This is a genomic window from Mycobacterium montefiorense, from assembly GCF_025823255.1.
Taxonomy (GTDB): Bacteria; Actinomycetota; Actinomycetes; order Mycobacteriales; family Mycobacteriaceae; genus Mycobacterium; species Mycobacterium montefiorense.
Window position 1 is genome coordinate 1 of sequence record NZ_JACKVL010000010.1, and the last position, 24,504, is coordinate 24,504.

At 62.6% G+C, this 24,504-nt stretch carries 18 protein-coding genes and 1 pseudogene; 10 read left to right on the top strand and 9 right to left on the bottom strand.

Annotated features, from left to right (window positions below):
* The 4 genes from H7K34_RS09225 to H7K34_RS09240 form a co-directional block, all read right to left on the bottom strand.
* Nucleotides 1-1,575 (bottom strand): condensation domain-containing protein (locus H7K34_RS09225; protein ID WP_264061593.1); only part of this gene is annotated, 1,575 nt, incomplete at its 3' end.
* 53 nt (nucleotides 1,576-1,628) lie between these two features.
* A complete protein-coding gene (locus H7K34_RS09230) occupies nucleotides 1,629-2,567 on the bottom strand; it encodes a methionyl-tRNA formyltransferase (protein WP_264061594.1) in 939 nt (312 codons plus the stop codon).
* A 130-nt stretch (nucleotides 2,568-2,697) separates the two neighbouring features.
* The gene (locus H7K34_RS09235; RefSeq protein ID WP_372510724.1) at nucleotides 2,698-4,191 is read right to left on the bottom strand and encodes a DHA2 family efflux MFS transporter permease subunit; all 1,494 of its coding nucleotides are present in this window, start codon (nucleotides 4,189-4,191) and stop codon (nucleotides 2,698-2,700) included.
* A 48-nt stretch (nucleotides 4,192-4,239) separates the two neighbouring features.
* Complete coding sequence (locus tag H7K34_RS09240; protein WP_264061596.1) at nucleotides 4,240-4,485, bottom strand: hypothetical protein; 246 nt, start codon at nucleotides 4,483-4,485, stop codon at nucleotides 4,240-4,242.
* 156 nt (nucleotides 4,486-4,641) lie between these two features.
* Here H7K34_RS09240 and H7K34_RS09245 point away from each other — a divergent pair, with 156 nt between their 5' ends.
* Nucleotides 4,642-5,130 carry a glutathione peroxidase gene (locus H7K34_RS09245; protein ID WP_108920903.1) on the top strand — a complete coding sequence of 163 codons (489 nt, stop codon included), beginning with the start codon at nucleotides 4,642-4,644 and terminating at the stop codon, nucleotides 5,128-5,130.
* Nucleotides 5,131-5,171: 41 nt separating this feature from the next.
* On the opposite strand, the gene H7K34_RS09250 is transcribed toward H7K34_RS09245, so the two are convergent.
* From H7K34_RS09250 to H7K34_RS26745, 4 genes and pseudogenes are all read right to left on the bottom strand, one after another.
* Nucleotides 5,172-5,690 carry a hypothetical protein gene (locus H7K34_RS09250; RefSeq protein WP_264061597.1) on the bottom strand — a complete coding sequence of 173 codons (519 nt, stop codon included), beginning with the start codon at nucleotides 5,688-5,690 and terminating at the stop codon, nucleotides 5,172-5,174.
* Nucleotides 5,691-5,761: 71 nt separating this feature from the next.
* Nucleotides 5,762-7,735: a cytochrome c oxidase assembly protein gene (locus H7K34_RS09255; protein WP_276059453.1), complete on the bottom strand. Its 1,974-nt coding sequence runs from the start codon at nucleotides 7,733-7,735 to the stop codon at nucleotides 5,762-5,764.
* A gap of 75 nt (nucleotides 7,736-7,810) precedes the next feature.
* A complete protein-coding gene (locus tag H7K34_RS26740) occupies nucleotides 7,811-8,113 on the bottom strand; it encodes a hypothetical protein (protein WP_264061677.1) in 303 nt (100 codons plus the stop codon).
* Between the two features lie 159 nt (nucleotides 8,114-8,272).
* A pseudogene (locus H7K34_RS26745) lies at nucleotides 8,273-8,371 on the bottom strand (zf-HC2 domain-containing protein); the annotation flags it as partial.
* Nucleotides 8,372-8,546: 175 nt separating this feature from the next.
* Here H7K34_RS26745 and H7K34_RS09270 point away from each other — a divergent pair.
* Nucleotides 8,547-10,847, top strand: a complete 2,301-nt coding sequence (locus tag H7K34_RS09270; RefSeq protein ID WP_264061599.1) for a heavy metal translocating P-type ATPase — start codon at nucleotides 8,547-8,549, stop codon at nucleotides 10,845-10,847.
* On the opposite strand, the gene H7K34_RS09275 is transcribed toward H7K34_RS09270, so the two are convergent.
* The gene (locus tag H7K34_RS09275; protein WP_264061600.1) at nucleotides 10,787-11,599 is read right to left on the bottom strand and encodes a class I SAM-dependent methyltransferase; all 813 of its coding nucleotides are present in this window, start codon (nucleotides 11,597-11,599) and stop codon (nucleotides 10,787-10,789) included. The two genes, H7K34_RS09270 and H7K34_RS09275, sit on opposite strands and share 61 nt — an antisense overlap.
* Nucleotides 11,600-12,172: 573 nt before the next feature.
* Between H7K34_RS09275 and H7K34_RS09280 the strand changes: the two genes are divergently transcribed.
* From H7K34_RS09280 to H7K34_RS09315, 8 genes are all read left to right on the top strand, one after another.
* Nucleotides 12,173-13,594 carry a PPE family protein gene (locus tag H7K34_RS09280; protein ID WP_264061601.1) on the top strand — a complete coding sequence of 474 codons (1,422 nt, stop codon included), beginning with the start codon at nucleotides 12,173-12,175 and terminating at the stop codon, nucleotides 13,592-13,594.
* Between the two features lie 69 nt (nucleotides 13,595-13,663).
* A complete protein-coding gene (gene scoE, locus H7K34_RS09285) occupies nucleotides 13,664-14,533 on the top strand; it encodes a (3R)-3-[(carboxymethyl)amino]fatty acid oxygenase/decarboxylase (protein ID WP_264061602.1) in 870 nt (289 codons plus the stop codon).
* Nucleotides 14,530-15,090: an FcoT family thioesterase gene (locus H7K34_RS09290; RefSeq protein WP_264061603.1), complete on the top strand. Its 561-nt coding sequence runs from the start codon at nucleotides 14,530-14,532 to the stop codon at nucleotides 15,088-15,090. Before scoE ends, H7K34_RS09290 begins: the two co-directional genes overlap by 4 nt.
* 20 nt (nucleotides 15,091-15,110) lie before the next feature.
* Nucleotides 15,111-16,709: a fatty acid--CoA ligase FadD10 gene (gene fadD10 / locus H7K34_RS09295; RefSeq protein WP_264061604.1), complete on the top strand. Its 1,599-nt coding sequence runs from the start codon at nucleotides 15,111-15,113 to the stop codon at nucleotides 16,707-16,709.
* Nucleotides 16,710-16,713: 4 nt separating this feature from the next.
* A complete protein-coding gene (locus H7K34_RS09300; RefSeq protein WP_264061668.1) occupies nucleotides 16,714-16,953 on the top strand; it encodes an acyl carrier protein in 240 nt (79 codons plus the stop codon).
* A complete protein-coding gene (locus H7K34_RS09305) occupies nucleotides 16,950-21,182 on the top strand; it encodes an AMP-binding protein (RefSeq protein WP_264061605.1) in 4,233 nt (1,410 codons plus the stop codon). The genes H7K34_RS09300 and H7K34_RS09305 overlap by 4 nt, the downstream gene beginning before the upstream one ends.
* Before the next feature lie 33 nt (nucleotides 21,183-21,215).
* Nucleotides 21,216-24,113, top strand: a complete 2,898-nt coding sequence (locus H7K34_RS09310) for an MMPL/RND family transporter (RefSeq protein ID WP_264061606.1) — start codon at nucleotides 21,216-21,218, stop codon at nucleotides 24,111-24,113.
* A gap of 103 nt (nucleotides 24,114-24,216) precedes the next feature.
* The gene (locus tag H7K34_RS09315) at nucleotides 24,217-24,501 is read left to right on the top strand and encodes a hypothetical protein (protein WP_264061607.1); all 285 of its coding nucleotides are present in this window, start codon (nucleotides 24,217-24,219) and stop codon (nucleotides 24,499-24,501) included.
* Nucleotides 24,502-24,504: the final 3 nt, after the last annotated feature.

The following is a 24,504-nucleotide window of genomic DNA, read 5'->3' on the forward strand; positions in this document are numbered from 1 at the left end:
GTAGGCCGCCCCCGACTTGAGCACCGCCAAAATCGCCACGATCGCCTCGGCCGAGCGCGAAAACATCACCGCCACACACCGACCCGGACTCGCACCCAGCCCAACCAGCAAGTGCGCCAAACGATTAGACGCCTCGTCAAGCTCTCGATAACTCATCGAGCGGGCCGCACAACTAATCGCCACCGCATCCGGCGTGCGAGCGACTTGGGCGGCAAACAATTCCGGTATCGACTCCCCGGCCACCGGCCGAACCAACATCGCGCGATTGCCCAACAGGTCCAACCGCGCCCGCTCATCGTCGCCGAGCAACGGCACCTCGCCCACCACCACGGACGGATCCGCCGACAGCAGACGGTCAAAGAGCGATTCCAGACGCGTGATGTGCCCGGCGATCTCGTCGGCGGCGTACCGGTCCGGATTCCAGGCGAAGTGAACCTGCGGTGCGCCGTCACCCAGCTGTGGATAGATGTTGACCGCGATGTCTTGGATGGGGAAGTTGCTCAGTATGTTGACGATGGCTTCGGACGAGCCGAAATAGAGCGGGGCCGCAAAGTCCAGCACGTTGACCGTCGGGCCGAACTCGAGGTTCATGTCGTGACGGTTTCCATCGCCGGCGATGTCCGGGAAGCCCCTGAACTGTTGATGCCGCAGTGCGCCCACCACGGCCGTGCCAACCCGATCGGTGAGTGCGCCAATGGTGTCTCCGTCGAGAACATCGATGACCAGCGGCACCATGTTGGACACCATGCCCGCACATTTTTTCAGCGCAGCGGTGGTGCGCGCCGAAACCGGCAGCGACAGCGAAACAGTCTGTTGCCCTGTCGTTTTCGCGAGGAATACCGCCATGGCCGCGACAACCCTCGCGACGTCGAACCGATGTGGGCAGGCCAATTCGCGCACCAGCGGGTGGCGCGGGGCCACTGTCCGCTGTCTTCCCGACAAGTCGGTGACTTCCGGGGACCCGCGCAGCACGTTCTGCCAGTACTCGGCATCGGCTTGACTGCGTGAAGAGCTCCGATATTTCTCGTCCGCGACACGGAATAGGTCGAACTCCGAGAAATCAACCTCACCCGTAGTGGCAGCCGCTCCGGAGTAGACCTCCGCCACGTGCCGCATGAAACTGTAGGAGCCGTAGCCGTCCAGAAGGACGTGGTGCACCCGCAGGTAAAAGTAGGCCAAGTTGTCGGTAATTCGAAGCAGCACGAAATCGGTGAGCCGGTCGCGAACCATATCGACCGGCCGGCGGTAGTCGTGGTCCATCCAGGCGCGAGCAGCGGCTACCGGGTCGAACTCGGCCCGCAGATCGATACATTGCAGGGTCTGCGGAACCGAATGGTCGAGCATGAACACCGGTTCGCCATCGTCGAGGGACAGCCGAGCACATGGTGTGCCGAACCGCGTCGCCGCCGATCTGCACGCGTCCATCAGCCTCTCGGCATCGACATCGTGATCGATCGCGACGTAACCGGCGAAGTTGTAGGGGACTTCGGGCAGCAGTTCCTGGGCAACCCACATCGAACGCTGCGCGGGGGTCAGCGGCCCCAACACTTCGGGTTGCGTACCGTAATTCAGCATCTACGACGGACCGAAATCATCAGCCGCGCAAGAATTTCCAGTCGATCGTCGCACTATGCGTGGCTATCCAGGTAGCCCCCGTGCCGAAAGTACTTCTCCCCAGAGCATTCGACTCCGTCCGACGAACGGACCCGAGTGATCAGCAATCCGCGATTAGAGCCCCGGCGTGTGTCGGACCCGCACACCACGACTCCGCCTTCTTCCTGCACCATCACCCGGCCCGGCGTCCCGCCGTAACGGGCATCGGAAACACTCGCCTCGAGGATCTCGATCCGCTCACCCCGATAGAAGGAGTACGCACGCGGATAGGGTTCGGACAGTGCGCGGACAAACCGCGCCAGGTCCTCGGCCGGCCAACTCCAGTCGATCAAACTGTCGCGCTCCGAACGCTTGTGGAAGTAGCTGCGCTCAGCCTTTTCTTGCGGCCGAAAGACAGCATTGCCGGACTCCAAAGCACTCAGCGCTTCGTCCAGCGCGCCTGGAATCAAACCCATTCCCCGCATTACCAATTCGGTGCCGGTATCGGTCGGACCTATCGGCAGCGAGCGCTGCACCAGGATGTCCCCGGTGTCCAGACCGCCATCCATCCGGTGCATGGTCAATCCGAACTCGGACTCGCCACTGATCAACGCCCACAGCACAGGAGAAAACCCGGTGAATTTCGGCAGCAGCGAATCGTGAAAGTTCAAGGTGCAGTGTCGCGGCAGGTCGTACAACTCGGCCGGCATCCGGTGGTACCAGCTATTGACGACTATGACATCGGGCTCAAAGTGATTGACCAAATCGATGGTCTCGGCGTCGACCCGCTCGGCGAAGTGGACTGGGATGCCGTGCTCCCGCGCGAGTTCGTCAACCGGCGCCGACCAGATCGCCTTGTAGGATTCGCTGCTGGCCGGGTGGGTGACGGCGAGTACGACTTCGTGCTCGAGATCTATCAACGCCCGAAGCGTCTTGTATCCCCACGTCTGAAATCCGAAAAACACAATGCGCATTACGCGAAACCCACTCACTCTGTTCGCCCCGGCAACGACGGCGCTAAGCGAGCACCGCCTACAAGCGTGAGAGCTTACCTTAGGCTCCCCTAACTTAGCGACCCGCCCGCGGCTGCATGAACGCGAAAAATCAGTCCTCGACTGCTGGCGTGGGCTGTGCTGTTTTTTTCCTCGGCAGAAATGCCGTGGGGACGATCGTGCAGGTGGCCAGAGCGGCAGCCACCACAAACACCGTCGTGTAGGCGTGCGCAAGGTGGGGGGAGGTACCCATGTCGTCATGGCGGCTGAGCTGATTGGTCAGCAGCACCGCCATCAACGCGGCGCCGATGGCGCCACCGAGTTGATCGTTGATGCCCAGCAGTGTTGTCGCCCGCGCAATCTGATTCGGTGCCAACGACTGCACACACCCCGCGGAAAGTGGCGTCGCCGAGCAGCCGATTCCCAGGCCCATGATCAGCAGGCCTACCAGCAGTGTCGGCGAATAGTCGGCTTGTCGGGCGACTCCGACGGTGAAAATGCCCAAGCCCGCTGCCATCAGCGGGAATCCGATCAGCACCATCCTGCCGGGACCGAATTTATCCATGACTGCCCCCGACAGCGGCGTGGTCACGATGACGCCGACTCCCATCGCAATCAAGTGCAGCCCCGACTGCATTGGTGTCTGGTGCAGCGCGACCTGGAAATAGCTTGGAATAAGCAGCAAGACGCCGACGTAGGTAGCGGCGAAGAGCAGCAGCGTCACGTTGGCCAATGCGACCACACGGTTGCCAAACAGTCGCAAGTCGACGAGTGGGTGATCGGTGCGACGCCAGGCATGAACGACAAAGGCAACGATCAATGTCAGGCCGATCAGGATAGGTAGCGACACATGCGGATCGGCGACCGTGTGATGCTCGGGAATCGATGACACCCCGGCCAGCAATGTCGCCACGCCGGGTGATAGCAGCAGCACACCGACGACGTCGAGTGCCTCCGATGGCGCCGGACGATCCTTCGGGAACAGGATTGCCGCGAGCGCGAGGGTCATCAGCCCGATGGGCAGGTTGATCAGGAATATCCACTTCCAGCCGTAGTTGCCGATCAACCACCCGCCCAGGATCGGCCCACCAATGGGGCCGAGCAAGAAGGGAACCGCTCCCACCGCAATTAACCGGCCGAGTCGCTTGGGGCCGGCCTCACGCGTCACGATCACAAAGCTCAGTGGTGACAAAATGCCACCACCGGCACCCTGAAGCACCCGGAAGATTATGAGCAGCAAGATGTTTGGCGCGATCGTGCACAGCAGCGACGCCACCGTGAACACCGCGACCGCGGCCATGAAAAGTCGCTTGGTGCCGAACCGGTCGACTGCCCAGCCGGTCACCGGGACCACGGCCGCGAACGCGAGTAGGTAGCCGGCGATCGTCCATGAGACCACGGCCGGCGTGGAACCGAATTGTGCGACGAAGGTGCGCTGGGCAACGGCGACCGCGGTGGCGTCCAGAAACCCCATCAGGGTCGCCAGCCCGCATACCGCACCGATGCGGAGCAGCCTGGCGTCTAGCTTGTCGGGGTGGTCGCTGTCATCCACGCCCGATTGCCCGGTGGTTGCGGACGACGCGTCGTTCATAGCGTTGCCGAGCATATAGACGGCGACCGATTGCTCCCAACCGGCCTGTGCGACCCGCGCGGACTAATCCTCGGAGTTGTCGGACTTATCGGAGGATTCGTCCTTGTCGTCCGAGCCGTCGGACTTATCGGAGTCCCCCGACTCGTCGAGTTTGTTGGCGAACTTCGTCAACAGGCCAGCAAGTTCGCGGGCCTCCGCTGCCGCCAGCGAATCTTCGGACACCTGGTCTTCGTCGGCAGAGATGCGCTCAAGGCAAATCGCGTTGCTCTTGATACTGACGTCCCACCGGCTCCCCTCTTGACTAGCCATTTGATCCCGCCTTCCCGAGTAGCAACCTGTTTTCTGAGCTCACGTCCCGCGCGCTACTGAGTCGTTTACCCACTTCCGCGATGCCGGAACGGTCTTAGATTCTTGGGTACTTACTCGGCCTGGCCGCGAGAACCGCGTTGCATTAGCGTCGTCGGCGTGACCCTCAAAAACATCGCCCTGACCACCCTCGACGGCACACCGACCACGCTGGCCGAATTGTCCGACGGCGCAACGCTGGTCGTGAACGTAGCCTCCAAATGCGGACTTACTCCGCAATACACAGCGCTGGAGAAACTGGCAAAGGACTACGGCGACCGTGGCCTGACGGTCGTCGGCGTCCCGTGCAACCAGTTCATGGGCCAGGAACCGGGCACCGCCGATGAGATCCAGGAGTTCTGCTCGACGACCTACGGAGTGACCTTCCCGCTGCTGGCGAAGGCGGACGTCAACGGCGGTGACCGCCACCCGCTGTATGACGAGTTGACCAAGGCCGCCGATGCCGACGGTGGGGCAGGCGACATCCAGTGGAACTTCGAGAAGTTCCTGCTAGCGCCCGACGGTGCGGTGACCAACCGATTCCGGCCGCGCACTGAGCCCGATGCCCCCGAGGTAATCACCGCTATCGAGGCTGTGCTGCCCCGATAGCCACACCCGCCACGAGCACGACTGTGTCGACCACGCAGACGTCAGCGCGATGTGGGGTGCCGCCTGCCCCAACCGGCCCGAACCGCCAACCGGTTCCGCATGTCCGGCTGGGAACGTTCGATCGGAGTAAGGATCACCGCAAGCCATCCCGCGCACAACACCAGGGTCATCAGATCGGCGAGCACCAGCCACGAGACCCCGATCGCCAAGGTTCCGGTACGCGCCCACCAGAAGGCGCCGATCCCGATCACCGCGGCTAATCCGCAGCAATACGCCGCGGCGCAGCACCAGCGAAAGCGTCGCAGCGCAAGTGCCAATGCCGAGAGGGCTGACGCCGCGACAAAGAACACGACAGCCGCAGCAGGCAAGGCGATAGCCGCACCCGACAATCCCCGGGCTACAGCCTCAAGCCACCACGCCCACGCCGCGATTGCCAGCACTACTGCCAAGGCACCGCCCGCGCCCCGCCGGGCGCGTGCAATCCAAACTTGTTCGAGGACCCGGTTTTCGATTCTTCGCAGCATGCGCCGTTGGCCGGAGGGGCACCGCTGATCGGTCATCCACTTTCTCCTCTATGCAGTTCCCGAGCGACGAGCGACGAGACGTCGGTGCTCGAGGAACGGTCTGGCCATCACCGCCGATTACGCGAGAGCTCGCGCAACATGGCGTTGTAGGCGTCAAGTTCGTCGTCGACGTAGCCGGAATCGGCATGCCGATCCGCTCGAGTTGCGGTTCGACGATCCTCGCGCGCCCACTGTGTGACAAGTGCAATCACCACCAAGATGACCGGCAGTTCGCTGGAACCCCAAGCGATCGCTCCACCCAAGTGCTGGTCACCACGGAGGCTGGACAGCCAGGGCAGCGCGACCTCGCGGTAGAACCGGCCACCGATGATTGTCGTCATCGCCATGGTGGCAATGCCGAAAAACGCATGGAAGGGCATTACGGCGAAAAGCAGCCCGAGCCGGCCCAAGAATGGCAGCTTCCGCGGCCCCGCATCGATACCGATGATGCCCCAGTAGAACAGGTACCCGACCAGCAAAAAATGCAGACTCATCAACTCATGACCCCAGTGATAGCGGCCCAGGGTGTCAAACAGCGGAGTGAAATACACGACGTACAAGGAGGACACAAAAAGCAGGAAGGCCGTGACGGGGTGCGCCAAAAACGCAACCACGTTGGAGTGAATCAGCCACCGAAGCCACTCCCTCGGGCCCGCGGGCTGATTGTCCCGAGCCGGCCGCAACGCTCGCAACGCCAATGTCACCGGCCCCCCTAACACCAGCAATGCCGGAACAAACATGTTCAGGGTCATGTGTTCGGCCATGTGGACGCTGAACATCGCCGAACCGTAGGCCTTCACCCCGGAACTAGTGGTAAACAACAAGATCAGGCACCCTAGAAGCCAGCTGACGAGACGCCCGGACGGCCAACTATCGCCACGGCGGCGCAGGCGGACAAAGCCCCACACATACCCCGCGGCCAACGCCGCAGCCGCGACACCGATAAAGGTGTCGAACCTCCAGACTGTCAGTATCCCCAGCACGCTCGGCGGTTCTGGCAACGTAAACCCCAGGAAGACATCCCACGTCGTGAATCGGTGCGCAAGCAGCCGCGGTGCCGTCTGCGTCGCCATCGATGAGGTCAACGCAACCACCGCGATCATCACGAGGGCACCCACGGCGCTGCGAGACCCGGACGCGGGCAGACTGCGGGTCCGCGGGAATGCCAACGACGTGACGTCGCCGAGCCAAACCAGCAACAGCAGAGCGGCGGCCGTGATGGCTGCCCGCCCGTACGTAGTTTCGCCCGGATGCGCTGAACCCACCAGCAAGCACAGCAGCACCGTGCCGTAACCGAGAGCGGTTGCACCGCAAACGGTTTCCAGGACAAGCACGCGGCGCACAAGCGCCGCGGCGGGTGGACTGATCACCGAGGCCACCTTGGTGCCGGTAAGCACTGCCAGCGCAACGGCGAACACGATGACGGTGCTCGTCGCGTAGTCGTGATCGGGTCCCTGCCCTGCGTTGCCATTCACCGGCACAGCGACGATGCCGAGCAGCGCGGGCACGATCAAAACGAAATGCGTCAGCCAACTCAAGGACAGCCGAATGCAAATCGCCACAATGACGCCGGCGACCGCAACCGCGATCCACGCCCGCGACATCTCGGAGGCAGCAATGGCGTCCGCCAATGCGGCACTCCGGATCAGCCGGGCCGCCGACACACCCGCGTCATTAGCGGCCTGCACCACCACCATTGCCATTGCGGTAACCGTCCATAGCACCGCCGACCGCTCGACGATCAGATGTGTCCGGAATACCCTTTCGTCGATCACCAGATGTACGTCGGGGCGCGCGACAACCACCACGTAGAGCAGCCCGCCTAAACAAACGCAGCCGGCCAAAGTTGCGACGAAGTAGCCCAACGGCTCCGCCGTCGCGGTTGGTGCACCTGGATACGAGTCACCCTTGGCGGTGTAGACCCGCTGGCCGGAGGCGAGTGCGTAATAGGCCAGGCCGCCCAACGCCGTGACACAGCCGACGGCCAACGACAGTAGGAACCCGCGTCGGTTCGCCGGCTCCGGCCGAACGGTCTGGCTCAGTTGCACCGTCGCTGCGCCCTTTCACTGAGCCAATGCGATCGTCAGCAGTCTACGACTGGCCGTCGTATCACCGGACTAGGCCGCCGAGCCGTCGGTGGGAAACAAATGGCCGCGACGATGCCCATGTGATGCGTTCTCGGGCAATACGATATCGAGTTCCCCCACCGCGTCCGGCGCCGACCGGGAGCGAGAGCTTTTTCGCCACAACGATATTGCGAGGACCGTACCGATCACCACCGGCAGGTGAGTGACCATTATCACGCCCTTGAGAGTGCCGGGCTCTGTGGCGATGACGACACCAACGGTGAGAACAGTGACGAATACTGTCAAAACGCCCGCCAGCCGCAGCACCGCGCGCGGACGCAGCGCCGCGCCCACGCCGGGCAGGGTGCAACGCCGCCAAGTCATTGCTGAACGGCACGGCGCCGGGCATTCCGCGTACCGGCCAACAGCCGCGATGACCGCCCGGGACTGGATCAGCTGGTGGAGCCCGGCCGCTTGGGTCGCTACCTGGTCAAACCATGCGCGGCACACGGCACACTGGTTCAGGTGCTCATCGACCCGGGCCGAGGGCACGGGCTCTCGCTCGGCGTCGATCCGGGCAGAAAGCGCCTCGCGAGCTACTTCGCAATCCATGTCCCTATAGTCGTGCAAAGGCGTTGGAATGTTCCCTGTGACCCAGTGGTCGTCGCCGGCGCCGCTGCCCGAAAATGCCGCGCCTCGGCGAAAGTTGCGTGGAACTTTTTGCCTACCAGCGACGACTTCCTCTGGGTAGCACGGGGGGGTTTGCGAGAGGATGTGAGAAATCACAATGTCGTCAGCGACGGCACCTGAGGCACGGCTCGTGCCTGGGCAGCGAGTACAACTCGAGATCACCGGGATGTCATGCGGTGCCTGCGCCGGACGACTCGAGTCCGCGCTCAACAAGTTGCCGGACGTTCGGGCATCAGTGAATTTCGCCACCCGACTCGCGACCATCGACACCACCGAGGACGTAACGTCCGACGCGCTGTGCGAGGCGGTTCGCCAGGCGGGCTATGACGCCGAACCAGCGGCGGCCGGCAGTCAAAGCGACAGCGACCCCGACAGCGATCACGCGCGGTATCTCCTGATCCGGTTAGCGGTCGCCGCAGTACTTTTCGTTCCGTTGGCCGACTTGTCGGTGATGTTCGCGGTGGTGCCCAGCACCCGTATCATCGGCTGGGGGTGGGTACTCACCGGGCTGGCGATCCCCGTGGTCACGTGGGCGGCGTGGCCATTCCACCGCGTTGCGTTACGCAACGCACGCCACCATGGCGCCTCCATGGAAACGTTGATCTCGACCGGTATCACCGCGGCCACGGTGTGGTCCCTCTACACCGTCTTCGGCAATCATCAATCCACCGATCGCAAGGGGATCTGGCAAGCGCTACTGGGAAGTGACGCCATCTACTTCGAGGTGGCCGCGGGCGTCACGGTATTCGTATTGGCGGGACGATATTTCGAGGCCCGCGCCAAGTCGAAGGCAACCGGCGCGTTGCGGGCCCTGGCAGCCCTGAGCGCCAAAGATGTCACTGTCCTGCGGCCCGACGGAGCCGAAATGGTCATTCCGGCCGCGGAACTCGAAGAACAGCACCGGTTTGTGGTGCGGCCCGGGCAGACGATCGCCGCCGACGGTCTCGTCATCGACGGGTCCGCCGCGATCGACATGAGCGCCATGACCGGCGAGGCCAAGCCGGTCCGGGTGGCGCCCGGCACCAACGTCATCGGCGGCACCGTGGTGCTCGATGGCAGGCTGATCGTGGAAGCCGCCGCGGTCGGTGCCGACACCCAGTTCGCCGGCATGGTCCGCCTGGTCGAACGAGCACAGGAGCAGAAAGCCAACGCGCAGCGACTCGCTGACCGCGTCGCCTCGGTTTTCGTGCCCTGCGTCTTCGCCGTCGCGGTACTGACCGCCACGGGATGGCTCGTGGCCGGCGGCGGGCTGGACCGGGCATTCTCGGCTGCCCTCGCGGTCCTTGTCATCGCCTGCCCGTGCGCGCTGGGACTCGCGACCCCGACTGCGATGATGGTGGCGTCGGGCCGCGGAGCCCAACTCGGAATATTCCTCAAGGGCCATAGCTCGCTGGAAGCCACTCGCGCGGTCGACACCGTGGTCTTTGACAAGACAGGCACTTTGACCACGGGTCGGTTGACGGTCAGCGCGCTGCGAGCCGCGCCCGGCTGGAGCACCGAAGAAATTCTCGAACTGGCCGCGTCGGTGGAAGCTGCGTCCGAGCACGCCATAGGGCTTGTGATCGCGTCGTCAACGGCACAGCGAGAACCGGTCGTCGACTTTTGCGCCGTACCCGGACGCGGAGTCAGTGGCACCGTGGCGGGACGAGAAATCCGGGTTGGCAAGCCGTCATGGATTGCGCCGGCGTGCAGCTCGACAGAGTTGGTCACCACTCGGCGTGCCGCCGAATCACGAGGCGAGACGGCAGTATTCGTCGAGATCGATGGTGAAGCGTGCGGGGTCATCTCGGTCGCCGATGCGGTGAAGAGCTCGGCGGCTGCCGCCGTGGCGGCACTACATCGCCGCGGCCTGCGAACCATCTTGTTGACCGGCGACAACCCCGCATCGGCAGCCGCGGTGGCCACCAACGTGGGCATCGACGAGGTAATCGCCGACATTCTTCCTGAAGGCAAGGTCGACGTCATCGAGCAGCTACGCGACCGCGGCCGGATAGTCGCCATGGTCGGAGACGGCATCAACGACGGACCCGCACTCGCGTGTGCTGATCTGGGTATGGCCATCGGACACGGCACCGACGTGGCCATCGGCGCCGCCGACATCATCCTCGTCCGAGATGACCTCAACGTCGTGCCGCTGGCCCTTGATCTTGCCGCGGCAACGATGCGCACCATCAAACTCAACATGGTCTGGGCATTCGGCTACAACATCGCCGCGATCCCCGTTGCTGCGGCGGGGTTGCTCAACCCCGTGATCGCCGGCGCGGCCATGGCGTTCTCGTCGTTCTTCGTGGTTTCAAACAGCCTGCGATTGCGCAACTTCGGAACACCCGTTGCGAATCAACCGAATTCGACCAGCGTCACGGGGCCCCGGAAGCGACGCAGCGGAGCTAGCCGGTAGACCAAAGGGATCGCCCACCGCAATAACATGCCTCGGCCCGGCGGCGCCGGCAGTTCACGCACCGCGCGGATACCGGCGATAGCGCGGAGTTCGTCGTACTGGTTGGCGGTGAACCAGAACGGCATCGAGGGTGCCGTGTAGTACTGGCTGAGCTTGAAGCCGCCGCGCCGCCGCGAATAGAAGCTCAGATACCACGGAACGCTGTCGAAAATAAGCTGACCGTTTGAAAAGCGTTCGGCACAGGCCGCAATCAGATCGAACACCACGTCGCGTTCCAGATACTGCAGCAGCCCCTCTGCCGTTATCAGCACCCCATTACTGTCGTCGACTTCGTCCATCCAGGAATAGTCGAGTACGGACTGAGCACACGAGCGCAGCCGCTCCGACGCTGGGAGAAGCTGCTCGCGCAGTTGGACGATCGGCGCTAGGTCGACCGAAAGCCAGTTCAGCGCACCGTTGTCGAGGCGCCAGAAGCTGGTCTGCAGTCCCTCCGCCAGCGCGACCACCGTTGCGCGCGGATGTGTATTCAGGTACTCACCGGATGCATGATCAAATGCCATGGCCCGCAGGGCAATCGTCTGATGCGTGCGACCGAAGTGATGGTAGTCGTAATCGATGCTGTCGTGCAGGACGATCGCCTCCGGGTCGTCGATGACACCGTCGGTCCGGGCCGCCTCGACCGCTCGTTGATGCAGTGTCAGGAGTGCGGTTTCGGAAATCCCGCCCAGATGACGAGCGTCGGTCGCTGGCATGAATCAGACTGTACTAGTTGATGGCTCGCGATGGGTGGGCGAGAACAATTGGGATTCAGGCAATTCCGCACACCTAGTGCGTCGTTCACTCATCCAACTCGTAGGAATTTGGCCTGAAAAGCAGCGTAGGGCTTGATTCACGACGAAAGCTCTGCCCCTCACGACGTTGCTGTGCGACAGCTCGCCACGACTTCGCAGCGATAGTCACACCTGGCCGAGTGACACGGAAGCCGATGACCCCGGCATTGAGAGCTGGCTATCAATGGGGCGGTGCCTAGGGATGCCTTTTCGGACCTGCATGGAAATGCATTGGACGACAACGACCTAACCACGACCAGCGGCGACCGCTGGCCTCAGCGCAGGTCGCTGCCCTGCGCCGCTGACGACTATCAGCGCCGACCGTGCCGAAGGGCAGGTGGTGCAGAAAACCAAAACCAGGCCAGATACAGCGGGAACTTTTTGTTTGCTCCAGCCGACTAACAACTCAGTGAGAGACGAAGCGGTTGGGGGACCGTCCGATCGCGCACTTGACGCTTGCGTAAGGAGGTTAGGCATTTGACGGTCCCCCTATGGATGGCTGTGCCTCCAGAGGTGCACTCCGCTCTGTTGAGCGCCGGGCCCGGTCCGGGATCATTACTTGCCGCGGCCGCGCAGTGGCAAGAGCTCAGCAGTCAATATGCTCGCACCGCCGCAGAACTGGCTCAAGTGCTGGCCGACGCACTAGCCGGCAGCTGGCAGGGAACCACTGCAACCCAGTACGTCGCGGCGCACACGCCATACTTGGCATGGCTCGAACAAGCCTCCGTCGACAGCGAACTGACCGCCGCACAACACGAAACGGCCGCAGTCGCGTACAGCAGCGCCCTGGCCGCCATGCCCACCCTGGCAGAACTGGCCACCAACCATGCCGCTCATGGCAACCTCACGGCCACAAACTTCTTCGGTATCAACACGATTCCGATCGCGCTCAACGAAGCCGACTACGTCCGGATGTGGATTCAAGCCGCCGACACGATGACCGCCTACCAGGCCGTCACCGAGGCAGCAAGCTCAGCGACACCACTCATCCAGCCGGCGCCACGCATCCTTGCCGTCGCTGGCGAAGCCGCGAACAGTCAGGCCAATGGATGGAATTCAATCGGTCAACTCCTCCAGGACATCCTGGATTTTCTCGCCGACCCGCTTAAGTACTTTCGCGAGTTCTTCCAACGACTCGGATTTCATCCCGCCACCGCCATCATCTTGGCATTCATCGCGCTATTGGCCTACGACGTGCTTTGGTACCCGTACTACGCTTCCTACGCACTGCTGCTACTCCCCTTCTTCGCTCCCGCACTGAGCGCACTGAGTGCCTTGGTGCTGTTGTTCGGCACGGACCCGTTCGACCTTGACATAGATGACCTCCCTGCGGGTTTCGCAGAACCTCACCCTGCCAACGACATTGGCCCAAGCGCGATGGCTGCCGCGCCCGTGAGCCTGACCACGTCCAGCGCAAGCCCGTACCCAACGAGCCCCGCGCCGAACTCCGCTCCGGCTAGCGCGCCCGCACCCCCACCCACCGTCAACTACGCAGTCTTGGGTCTGGCTCCCCCCGGGGTTGGTTCTGGCCCCAAATCTGACGCCAAGTTGCCCGACACCACCCCTGACAACGTTGTCGCCGCCGTGGCAGCACGCAGCGGCATCCCCGCCGCAGCCCGACGCAAAAGGCGTCGCAAGGGCACGGCCGGCGCGCGCGGCTATCGCGAAGAATTTCTCAACGGAACAGCCACTTTTGGCGATGCCGACCCCTTCGCCGACGCTGACTGCACTGCCCGTTCGACGAGCAGCCAAGGCTGCGGACCCCTCGGGTTTAGCGGGACCGCAGCCAGAGCCACCGGCGGCACTCCCGCCGGACTGGTACAGCTGCCGTCGGACAGCGCTACCGCCACCGCGCCGTTGCTTCCCGCCACTTGGACAACCGACAAAGCACCGGGGGCGAACGGGAGGGGCCCTTAACACCATGCATGCGATGGGACGACCCAAGGTTGGACGGAACACGACAAACTTCACGAGGAGAAGATTCCGATGACGCTGAATGTGAAAGGCGAGGGACTCGGTGCACAAATCACTGGGCTCGACGCCGAAGACTTGGACAAGATGTCCACCGGTGAGATACGCGAAATAGTTTACGAGAACAAGCTTGTCATCCTCAAAGACGTCCATCCATCGCCGGAGCAGTTCGTCAAATTGGGCAGAATAATCGGCGACATCGTGCCGTATTACGAGCCCATGTACCACCACAAACAGCATCCGGAGATTTTTGTTTCGTCCACCGAGGAGGGCCAGGGCGTTCCGCGCACCGGCGCATTCTGGCACGTCGACTATGGCTTCATGCCAAAACCCATCGCGTTCACCATGGTTGTGCCGCTCGCTGTCCCCGGGGCTGACCGCGGTACCTATTTCATCGATCTCAACAAGGTGTGGGAGTCCCTGCCGACTAAGACGCAAAACCCGGTCCGCGGGACATTCAGCACACACGACCCGCGGAGTTTCATCAAGATCCGCCCGAGCGACGTCCACAAACCCATCGGAGACATTTGGGACGACATCACTCGAACCACGCCGCCCAGAACATGGCCAACAGTGATCAGGCACCCGAAGACGGATCAAGAGATCCTCTACATCTGTGCGAAGGCAACGACCAAGATCCAGGACAGGGACGGCAATGTCCTCGACCCGACGGTGCTGCAAGAACTGATGACAGCAACCGGGCAACTCGATCCCGAGTACAGATCACCGTTCATCCACACTCAGCATTACCAGGTCGGGGACATAATTCTGTGGGATAACCGGGTCCTCATCCATCGGGCCAAGCACGGTACCGCCGAGGGCACGCTGACAACCCACCGTCTGACGATGCTCGACGGTCTCGAGACACCCGGATACGCGGCATGAGCACCGAGTTGAGCGCGCCCGCACCGTCCACCCAGACCGAAATGGAACTCAAGACCACGGTTCCGATCACCGAGGAGCTGATCAGTGAAGTGCTGGAACCTTACTCCCACAAGGGATGCCGCTATCTGCTGGACGCGCAGTACGGCGCTGGCCCCACTCACGTGATGGCGTACGGGAACTTCAGCATCGCCGAGTCCGCCTACATTCGGAGCACGGGACACTTCAATGCGGCCGAACTGATGATTTGCTTCAACCAACTCGCTTACTGCGCTTTCGCTCCCGCCGTCATCAACAAGCAGATCCCCTCGGTCCCAGGCTATTCCATCGAAGACTTCTTCGACAATCAGCTTCCCGCCATGCTGATCAAGAGCACGTCGTCTCGATTCAGGAAGCCGATCAACGCCCAGAGATTTTCCGCACGTCTGATGTGCCAAAACTTCAGAGTCGTCGAACGAGCGTTGCGCTACCTGTTGATTCCGTGCGTCATCGAGTTTTGGGACGACAACGGCGGGGCGGCATCCGGCGAGGTCGAACTCGCGGCCCTCAACATCCCCTAACCCATTGGAGGGAACCACTTATGGCTAAATCTCACCACCCAGCGCGCACGGTGCTGGAACGAGTCTTCGAGCAGGCGAGGCAGCGGCCGGGGGCGATAGCCATGCGTCGCTGCGATCAGACGAGCGTAATCCGGTACGGGGAACTCGTCGCCGAAGTGGACAGGTTCGCTGCGGCGTTACGGGAGCGGTCTGTTTCTCAGGGCTGCCGGGTGCTCATCGTTTCGGACAACGGGCCCGAGACGTATCTTTCGGTGCTGGCATGCGCGAAGCTCGGGGCCATCGCGGTGATGTCCGACGGCTATCTCCCGCCCGCAACGATCGAACGTTTCTGTGAGATCACTGCCCCCAGTGCAATTCTCATCGCGCCGGGGAGCAGGGTTTCGCTGCCGCAGACACTCGCCTCGATACCGGCGATCACGGTAGACATGGCGGTCGTCATGGACGACACCGACGTAAGAGTCCAGGCGGATTGGCTTGCCGGAACGCCGGCATTGGGTCCCGATGATCCCCTGGCGATGGTATTCACCAGTGGCACCACGGGCGAGCCCAAGGCCGTGTTGCTGGCCAATCGCACCTTCTTCGCGATCTCGGATATCTTGCGGGACGAAGGTTTGGACTGGATCACCTGGGTCGCCGGCGAAACCACCTACTCGCCGCTGCCCGCTACGCACATCGGTGGGCTGTGGTGGATCCTCACCTGTTTGTCGCACGGCATGCTGTGCATCACCGGTGCAGAGAACACGACGTCACTGCTGGAGATTCTCAACACCAATGCGGTGACGACGACATGCCTGGTGCCGTTTCTTATTTCGAAGCTCGTTTCCGAGCTGAAGTCGAGTGACACGACAGTTCAGTCGCTGCGAGAATTGGGATATGGTGGCTCGCGCGCAATCGCGGCCGATCTGCGCTTCATCGAAGCCGCCGGTATCCACACCGTTCAGGTCTACGGTTTGAGCGAGACCGGTTGCACCGCCATGTGTCTGCCGACCGATGATGGCTCGATCTCCAAAATCGAGGAGGGTGCGGTGGGCCGCCCGTACCCCGGCGTGGACGTCTATCTGGCAGATCCCGACGGCCATGGACCCGCCGCGGCCGGTGCACCGCCTTCCGCCACGTTCGGCACACTGTGGATCAAGTCACCGGCGAACATGTTGGGCTACTGGAACAATCCCGAACGCACCCGGGAAGTACTGGTTGACGGATGGGTGAATACCGGCGACCTCCTCGAGCGTCGCGAGGACGGGTACTTCTACATCAAGGGAAGATCGTCGGAGCTGATCATCTCCGGCGGCGTCAACGTGGTGCCCGACGAGGTCGACCGCATCGCGCAAAGCGTCACTGGGGTTCGCGAGGCCGCGTGTTACGAAATTCTCGATGATGTATTCGGGGCGCTCGTCGGTCTGGCCGTAGTCCCCGCGACGGCCATCGACGAGTCCGGGGCCCGCAAGCTCAAGCAGACGATCGCGGCCCGATATCGGCGTGAGTCCGAATCGATGGCGCGGCCGTCGGAAATCGTTCTTGTCGCCGATATTCCGCGAACGCAATCCGGCAAGGTCATGCGGACATCGCTGGCCGCGACAATCAACGGCGACGATGCCGCAGTGATGGTAGGTGGCTGAGGCGGTGCGGGAACGGATCTTCGATGCACTCCGTGAGGTGCTGTACATCGACGAAGCAGATCTCATCGACGGCGACGCAACCGATCTCCGCGACCTCGGTCTGGACTCCGTTCGATTCGTTCTCCTGATGAAGCAACTCGGCGTGAACCAAGAATCCCAGTTACCGGCCCGACTGGCGAAGAACCTGTCGATCAGCGGCTGGGTTGCGGAACTCGGGAAACCCGAGCTGGAAAAGTCCTCGTGACGGTGCCGGCAGAGGCTCCCGTGGATCGAGTTGCCTTAAGTAAGTCTCAGCAGAACCTCTATAACGGGGTGCAGCACGATAACGACCCCGCTTTGTATCTGATCCGCAAGAGCTATCGGTTCCACCCTTTGAAGTTGCCGAAGTTACTGGCCGCCCTGGAAACGACGATCCTCGAAAACCCGTTGCAACTCTGCGTTCTCCAGGCACCACCGGCGGGGGTTGACTATCCAGATCTGGTGCCACGCCTGCAGCCCGGCGACATAGTGCGGGTGCGGCGAGACAATCAGCACCAGACAGAGCACTGCGACGATGAGCTCGAACGCACCTGGTCTCCCGATATCTTCGCCAAGCCACTTGTGCGCTACACCGTGCGGACCGACGAACGCGGTTGGGTTTCGGGCCTCGACGTCCGCACCCATCACATCCTGCTCGACGGCGGCGCAACGGCAATCATCGAGGCCGATCTGGCTCGACATCTCACCACCAACAGCCCAACTGAACTCCCTTGCGTGACAAACTCTCTGCGCAAGGTAGCGGCGGCGAACCTGCGTGAGACGACGAAGGTCGAGGAATCACAGCAGCGTCTCGCGGGCCGCGTCCGGCGTGAGTTTGCCGACGAGGCGCGCCACGGCGGGCACGGCCGGCATTCGTACGACGCTCCCGGGACCACAGCCAAGGGCGTACTTTCCGAATCCGCGCTGATATCCGGCCGCACCTTCGATGCGATCCTCGCTCTCTCCGAGGCCGAGCAGATACCACTCAATGTGCTGGTGGCCGCCGCGGCGGTGGCCGTGGATGCGAGCCTGCGACAGAGCACCGAGAGCTTATTGGTGCACGCGGTGGACAACCGCTTCGGTGATCCCGATCTGAACGTCGCGACGTGTCTGGTCAATTCGGTGGCACACTCGGTCCGGTTTCCGCCATACGCTTCGGTGGAGGATGTCGTACGAGCGCTTGACCGTGACTATGTCAAGGCCGCCAGACGCCGGTGGCTTCGTGAAGAGCACTACCGCCGAATGTATTTGGCGGTCAACCATACACCCCACGTAGAGGCATTGACGCTCAACTTCATCCGCGAGGCATGCGCGCCCGGGCTGCGGCCGTTCTTGTCGGAAACCCCGGTTGCGACCGACATCGGTCCCGTCGAGGGCATGACCGTGGCCTCCGTTCTAGACGAAGACCAACGCACACTCAGCGTCGCCATCTGGAACCGGGCCGACCTGCCCGAACCGAAGATCCACCGCGGCGTCGCGAAGCGGATCGCCGCGGCGTTGGAATCGATGACCGCGCTGTGGAATCAACCTGTCGCAATGATCGTCAGCGAGTGGTTCGGCGTCGACCCGGACGGGGCCTGCCACCCGCCCGGTGCGGCAGTCGGAACGCACCGAAAAGCCACACCCGCCTGGTTTCTCGAGCCGGCAAGCCAGCAGTTTCTCGAAAGGCGTCGCCACATTTTTCCGTGGGTTGCCTGGCTGGTGCGCAGCGGCGTAGCACCGGGTGACGTCGTGGTGTTCAGCGACGACGACACGGACAAGACCATCGACCTGCTGATCGCGTGCCACCTTGCGGGGTGCGGTTACAGCGTCTGCGACGACGCCGACGACGTTTCCTTACGCGCGAACGCGATTGCCAACTCGGGTGATGGAATCTCGGTGCGGGTGGCCGACACCGCTGCCACCAGTCTCGCGGTGATTCCGGAGGGCGAACTACGAGACTTGGTCGACGCCCGCATCGAACAGGTGGCTGCCGACGACGCGCTCGCCACCAAAACGGCGTACATCATGCCGACCTCAGGGTCGACCGGGCAGCCCAAGCTCGTCCGAGTCTCACACGGCTCACTCGCACTTTTCTGTGACGCGGTCAGACAGGCCTATGGATGGGGACCCCGCGACACCGTCCTGCAATGCGCACCGTTGACATCGGACGTCAGTGTCGAGGAAATCTTCGGTGCTGCGCTGTGCGGGTCCGCGCTGATCCGATCCGCCGCGACGAGAGCCGGTGACCTGGCCGCCCTCGCGCGAGACCTGGTCGCCAGCCAAGCAACTCTCCTCGACCTACCGACCGCCCTCTGGCATCTGCTGTGCGAGGACTGCGACGCGATGGACGCGATCCGCCGCTCACGCCTGCGCCAGATCGTCATCGGCGGTGAAACCGTCCGCCCGAGCGCGGTCGACAAGTGGATCGATTCCGGTTGTTCACAAGGGATCTCGCTAGTCTCGACATACGGACCGACAGAGGCCACCGTGGTCGTCACCCATCTTCGGATCGCCGACCACAACGCAACCGTCGCCGGCGACGCTCGACTGAGGCTGGGCGGGCCGATGGTTGCCGGCACCGTGTTCATCGCCTTCGGTGAAGTCGTCATCGTCGGAGATCTGGTCGCCTCCGGTTATCTGGGGATCGATGGTCACGGCTTCGGAACCGTGACCACCACAAACGGCCTGCGATACCGTGCATTTGCCACTGCCGATCGGGTAGTCATCGACGACGAAGGCTTTCCCGTCTTCGCTGGGCGTAAAGACGCCATCGTCAAAATCTCCGGCAAGCGAGTCGACACCGCCGAGGTGACAAGACGCATCTCTGGTGACCCCGCGATCGTCGATGTTGCCGTCGAGCCACACAACGGCAGCCTGGCGGTGTGGTTCGAATCGCACCGGACCCGCAACGGCATCGAGGACGCGGCGACAGCGGCGCGAATCAGGCTCGTTCTGGTAAGTCTTGGGGTGTCATCGTTTTTCGTGCTCGATGTGCCGACTATCCCCCGGAAGGCAAACGGGAAGGTCGACAGCGAAACCCTGCGGGCAATGCCCGAGGTCGTCGACGCTCTGCCGGCCCAGACCGCGGGGGGTGAACGAGCGACTGGCTTGGCGCAGCTGTGGAGTCAGCATCTCGGCAGGGCGGTAACGCCTGAAACATCGCTGCTCGGCACGGGAATCGGCTCGTTGGATCTCATCAAGATCCTGCCCGATACACGCAGGTATCTGGGCCGGCACCTCTCGATCTTTGATCTGATCAGTGCCGACACGGCCACCAACCTGGTCTCCGACATCGGCATGGGCGCTCCGACAGATACCTGGATGGACGCCGACACCGCTGCCGAGATAGAACACGATCTCGCCGCGCTGTCGGTGCAACCCCCTTCTGTCGCGGCAACCCTGGCACCCCCCACAAACGGCCCGACAGACCGGCGCGCGATCGTTGTGCTGGGCGCGTCCGGAATTCTCGGCACTGGGTTCGCCCAGGCGGTCCTGGACCTGCGACGGCCTGGGGCGCCTTCTCCCAAGGTAGTTCTGGCTACCAGATCGGCGCTGCCCGAACATGATCCGTGGACGACGCTGCGCGATGTCGCTGGGGTGCGGATTGAACAACTCCCGCCCGAGTTCGGCGCGGCAGAACTAGAAGCCCTGCTCCGCGAGGCTGACGCCGGAGCCGTGGTGAACTGCATCGGCAACACCAATGTGCTGGTGGGATACCGCGCGCTTCGGTCGGCGAATGTGGAAATGGTTTCGACGATCGCCGAGGCGTGCGCGACCCGCGGGACGCGACTGGTGCATCTGTCGACGTTCGTTGTCAACGGCCAGGTCACGGTGCCGCGAGTCACCGACCCCCGCAGCGCGCCCTACCCGTATGCGGCATCCAAGTCACTTGCCGAGCTGGCACTGACCACCTCACCCCCGGAACTGGACTTCACGATCGCACGTCTGCCCCGAGTGCTCGGCGACGACTACCAATTGCGCGACTCTGCCGACATTCTGGTTTCGGTAGTCGATGCCTGTATTGCGTTGCGGGCCTACCCTTCCGTGACATTGACGGAGGAAGTCACCACGGCCCGAGCCGTCGCGAATGCCCTATTGGGTGTGCTGGCAGACGTGGCCGGACCACCTCGACTGGGACGTGGAATCACCGTGGTGCGCGGTGCAGCGGTGGCATACGCGGATTTTCTGCGCCAATACGAGCTCGAAGAGGTCGATCCCCTCGAGTGGAAGGATCGGCTGGATCAAAGCGACTGGGCGAAGCGAAATCCGGGCAGGTGGTCGGTGCTCGACGCGTGGGTCACGCTGGGGATGAGATTGGGTACCCGGTCCTACGCGGAGTACCTCGCGGACTACCCCACGATCGCCCTCGACGTGGCGTCAGTCGCCGAACTCGATGCGAAGCCACTGTCGGTTCGGGCGCTTATCGACGCACTCGGCGTAGGCGCTGTATCTCACCATCAGGAAGGTGTCTAGCATGGAAAGCATTGTGGCACACGGAAATATCGCGTGAGCAACACCGGATCCGAACCGTCCGGTGCCATCCATGCCAACCGGGCATTCATCGCCAGGACGATCCACACCTTCGCGGTGCCGATCATCCTCTTCTGGCTGGCAGTCGTTGTCATCCTCACCGTGTTCGTCCCCCCGCTGGAGGTGGTCGGACAAGAGCGGTCGGTGGCGCTAAGCCCTACGGCAGCACCGTCGTTGGTGGCCCTGAAACGTATCGGCCACGTCTTCAACGAGGGAGAAACGGACAGTGTGGCGCTCATCCTGCTGGAGGGTGACAAGCCCCTGGGCGTTGACGCCCACAAGTTCTATGACGCCGTGGTTCGCAAGTTGCGTGCAGACAAGCAGCACGTGGTCGGTGTCCAGGACTTGTGGGGAGATCCGCTGTTGGCGGCGGGCTCGCAGAGCAACGATGGCAAGGCCGCATACCTGCAAGTGAACCTCGCCGGTAACCAAGGCGAGCAGCTCGCCAACGATTCGGTTGACGCGGTCCGTAGCACCGTGGACAGCACGCCGGCGCCGCCCGGGGTCAAGGCCTACGTCACCGGGCCGTCGGCGCTGGCCTCGGATCTGCATCACAGCAGCGACAAGTCCATCGCGAAAATCACCCTCGTCTCCGTCGTGGCAATCTTCGCTATGTTGCTCCTGGTCTATCGGTCGCTTCCCACGGTGATTCTGCTACTGCTCACGGTTGGCGTCGAATTATCAACGGCGCGAGGAGTTGTCGCGCTTATCGCGCACGGCGGGCTGGTCGGGCTGTCGGCCTTCGCGGTCAGCTTGCTCACTTCGCTGGCGATTGCCGCCGGAACGGATTACGGGATATTCCTGTTCGGTCGCTACCAGGAGGCCCGTCAGGCCGGCGAGGACCGGGAAGCGGCTTTCCACACCATGTACCGGGGAACGGCCCATGTCATCTTGGGCTCGGGCATCACGATCGCCGCTGCGACGTTGTGCCTCAGTTTCGCCCGGATGCCGTACTTCCAAACCCTGGGAATTCCGTGCGCGGTGGGGATGCTGGTCGCGGTTCTCGTCGCGCTGACACTCGGACCGGCCGTCCTGGCCGTCGGCAGCCGATTCGGTCTCTGCGACCCGAAGCGACGGCTTGACGTCCGTGGCTGGCGACGAGTCGGCACGGTGGTAGTGCGCTGGCCGCTGCCCGTTCTTGCCCTTACCTGCGCGGTCGCCCTGGTCGGCCTGATCAGCCTGCCCGGCTACCGTCCCAGCTACGACGATCGGGCCTACCTACCCAGCTTCATCCCGGCCAATCAAGGCTTGGCGATCGCGGATCGCCACTTTCCCCAGGCACGGATGAAGCCGGAGGTATTGATGCTGGATTCCGACCACGATTTACGCAATCCGACGGACTTTCTGACCTTGGATAAGTTGGCCAAAGGCATCTTTCACGTTCAGGGGATCTCGCGCGTTCAAGCCATCACCCGACCCGACGGGGCGACGATGGACCACACATCAATACCGTTCCAACTCAGCATGCAAAACGCCGGGATCGCACAGGACATGAAGTTTCAGCGCGATCGGACGGACGACATGCGCAAGCAGGCTGACGAGATGGGCAAGACGGTCGCCACGATGCAGCGGATGTATGACTTGATGATGCAACTTGCGGCCAACACGCATCGGGTGGTGGCCGATACCGAAGAAATGCAACAAATCACGAACGACCTGCGCGATCGCATTGCCGACTTCGACGACTTTTGGCGGCCCATCCGGTCCTACTTCTACTGGGAGAGGCACTGTTACGACGTTGCGATCTGCTGGTCGGTCCGATCGATGTTCGACGCGGTTGACGGCGTGGACCGGATCGACGAGAAACTGAACACATTGCTGGCTGACGTCAAAGGGTTCGATCGGCTGATGCCCGAGATGATCGCCCAGCTGCCACCCATGATCGAGACCATGGCGAACATGCGGACCATGATGCTGACGCTGCACAGCACCATGTCCGGCATTTTCAATCAGATGGACGACATGACCAAACATGCGTCGGCCATGGGTCGTGCTTTTGACGGTTCCAAGAACGACGACTCGTTCTACCTTCCGCCGGAAGTCTTTGAAAATGCCGACTTCCGGCGGGCTATGAGTAACTTCCTGTCGCCGGACGGCCACGCGGCACGCTTCATCATTCTGCATCGGGGTGACCCTGCGTCTGATGAGGGGATCGCGAGTATCGACACGATACGCACGGCGGCCGAGGAGTCGCTCAAGGGAACTCCGCTGGAGAGCAGCAAGATCTACGTCGCCGGAATTGGCGCCGTCTTCAAAGACATTTCCCAGGGCGCCAAATGGGATCTCGTGATCGCGGGCATTTCCTCGCTGTGCCTGATTTTCATCATCATGCTGATCTTCACCCGAGCCCTGGTGCCGGCTGGGGTGATTGTGGGGACGGTCGCGATGTCGCTCGGCGCTTCGTTTGGGTTGTCGGTGTTGGTCTGGCAGTACATTCTCGGCACCCCGTTGCACTGGCTGGTGCTTGCGATGTCCGTCATCGTCTTGTTGGCGGTGGGCTCGGACTACAACCTGCTGCTGGTCTCCCGATTCCGACAAGAGATACACGCCGGCCTCAATACCGGAATCATCCGGTCCATGGGCGGCACCGGCAAAGTCGTGACGAACGCCGGCTTAGTGTTCGCATTCACGATGGCGTCGATGATAGTCAGCGACGTGAAGATGATCGGTCAGCTCGGCACCACCATTGGTCTGGGTCTGCTGTTCGACACCTTGATCGTCCGGGCGTTCATGACGCCGTCCATCGCTGCGCTGCTGGGTCGCTGGTTCTGGTGGCCCATCAGGGTGCGCTCACGACCGGCCCGGCGGTCGACCGTGCCCGTCCAAGCCGATCCGTCCGATCGTTCTCTGGTGCCGCAAACGTCAACTTGTTAGTAGCGAATTCGAGTAGTCGACTACGCATGCTCGATGTCGGGCAGCTGCCTACGTTTAAAAGGTGCGGCCACATCGAATCCGCAACCGGTTTCAGGGAGGACGAATGTCTCAAATCATCGGTGACCACAACCCCTTGGTGAACTTCACCTTGAATCCGGGCGCGGGCGTTCAGGTGTGGTGGACCGGCGTCGGTGCCTACAACATCGGGTTTCCGTTCCCATCGGCGGTATGGACTCAGTCGAGCCGCGTCGTAGCCGACAGTCACTCGATGGACTGGTCTCGCGGCGCGGGTCCCAGCGGAATCGTGTACACGGTGAATCTGCATGCGGAGGGCAACGGCACGGGTAGCCCGGCCGCTTTCCGAGTCCAAATTGGTCAATTGAGCTGAGGA

Coding starts and splice junctions, on each gene's coding strand:
- H7K34_RS09230 (WP_264061594.1), bottom strand. CDS start 2,567: ATGCGCATTGTGTTTTTCGGATTTCAGACGTGGGGATACAAGACGCTT.
- H7K34_RS09235 (WP_372510724.1), bottom strand. CDS start 4,191: ATGCTCGGCAACGCTATGAACGACGCGTCGTCCGCAACCACCGGGCAA.
- H7K34_RS09240 (WP_264061596.1), bottom strand. CDS start 4,485: ATGGCTAGTCAAGAGGGGAGCCGGTGGGACGTCAGTATCAAGAGCAAC.
- H7K34_RS09250 (WP_264061597.1), bottom strand. CDS start 5,690: ATGACCGATCAGCGGTGCCCCTCCGGCCAACGGCGCATGCTGCGAAGA.
- H7K34_RS09270 (WP_264061599.1), top strand. CDS start 8,547: ATGTCGTCAGCGACGGCACCTGAGGCACGGCTCGTGCCTGGGCAGCGA.
- H7K34_RS09275 (WP_264061600.1), bottom strand. CDS start 11,599: ATGCCAGCGACCGACGCTCGTCATCTGGGCGGGATTTCCGAAACCGCA.
- H7K34_RS09280 (WP_264061601.1), top strand. CDS start 12,173: ATGGCTGTGCCTCCAGAGGTGCACTCCGCTCTGTTGAGCGCCGGGCCC.
- scoE (WP_264061602.1), top strand. CDS start 13,664: ATGACGCTGAATGTGAAAGGCGAGGGACTCGGTGCACAAATCACTGGG.
- H7K34_RS09290 (WP_264061603.1), top strand. CDS start 14,530: ATGAGCACCGAGTTGAGCGCGCCCGCACCGTCCACCCAGACCGAAATG.
- fadD10 (WP_264061604.1), top strand. CDS start 15,111: ATGGCTAAATCTCACCACCCAGCGCGCACGGTGCTGGAACGAGTCTTC.
- H7K34_RS09315 (WP_264061607.1), top strand. CDS start 24,217: ATGTCTCAAATCATCGGTGACCACAACCCCTTGGTGAACTTCACCTTG.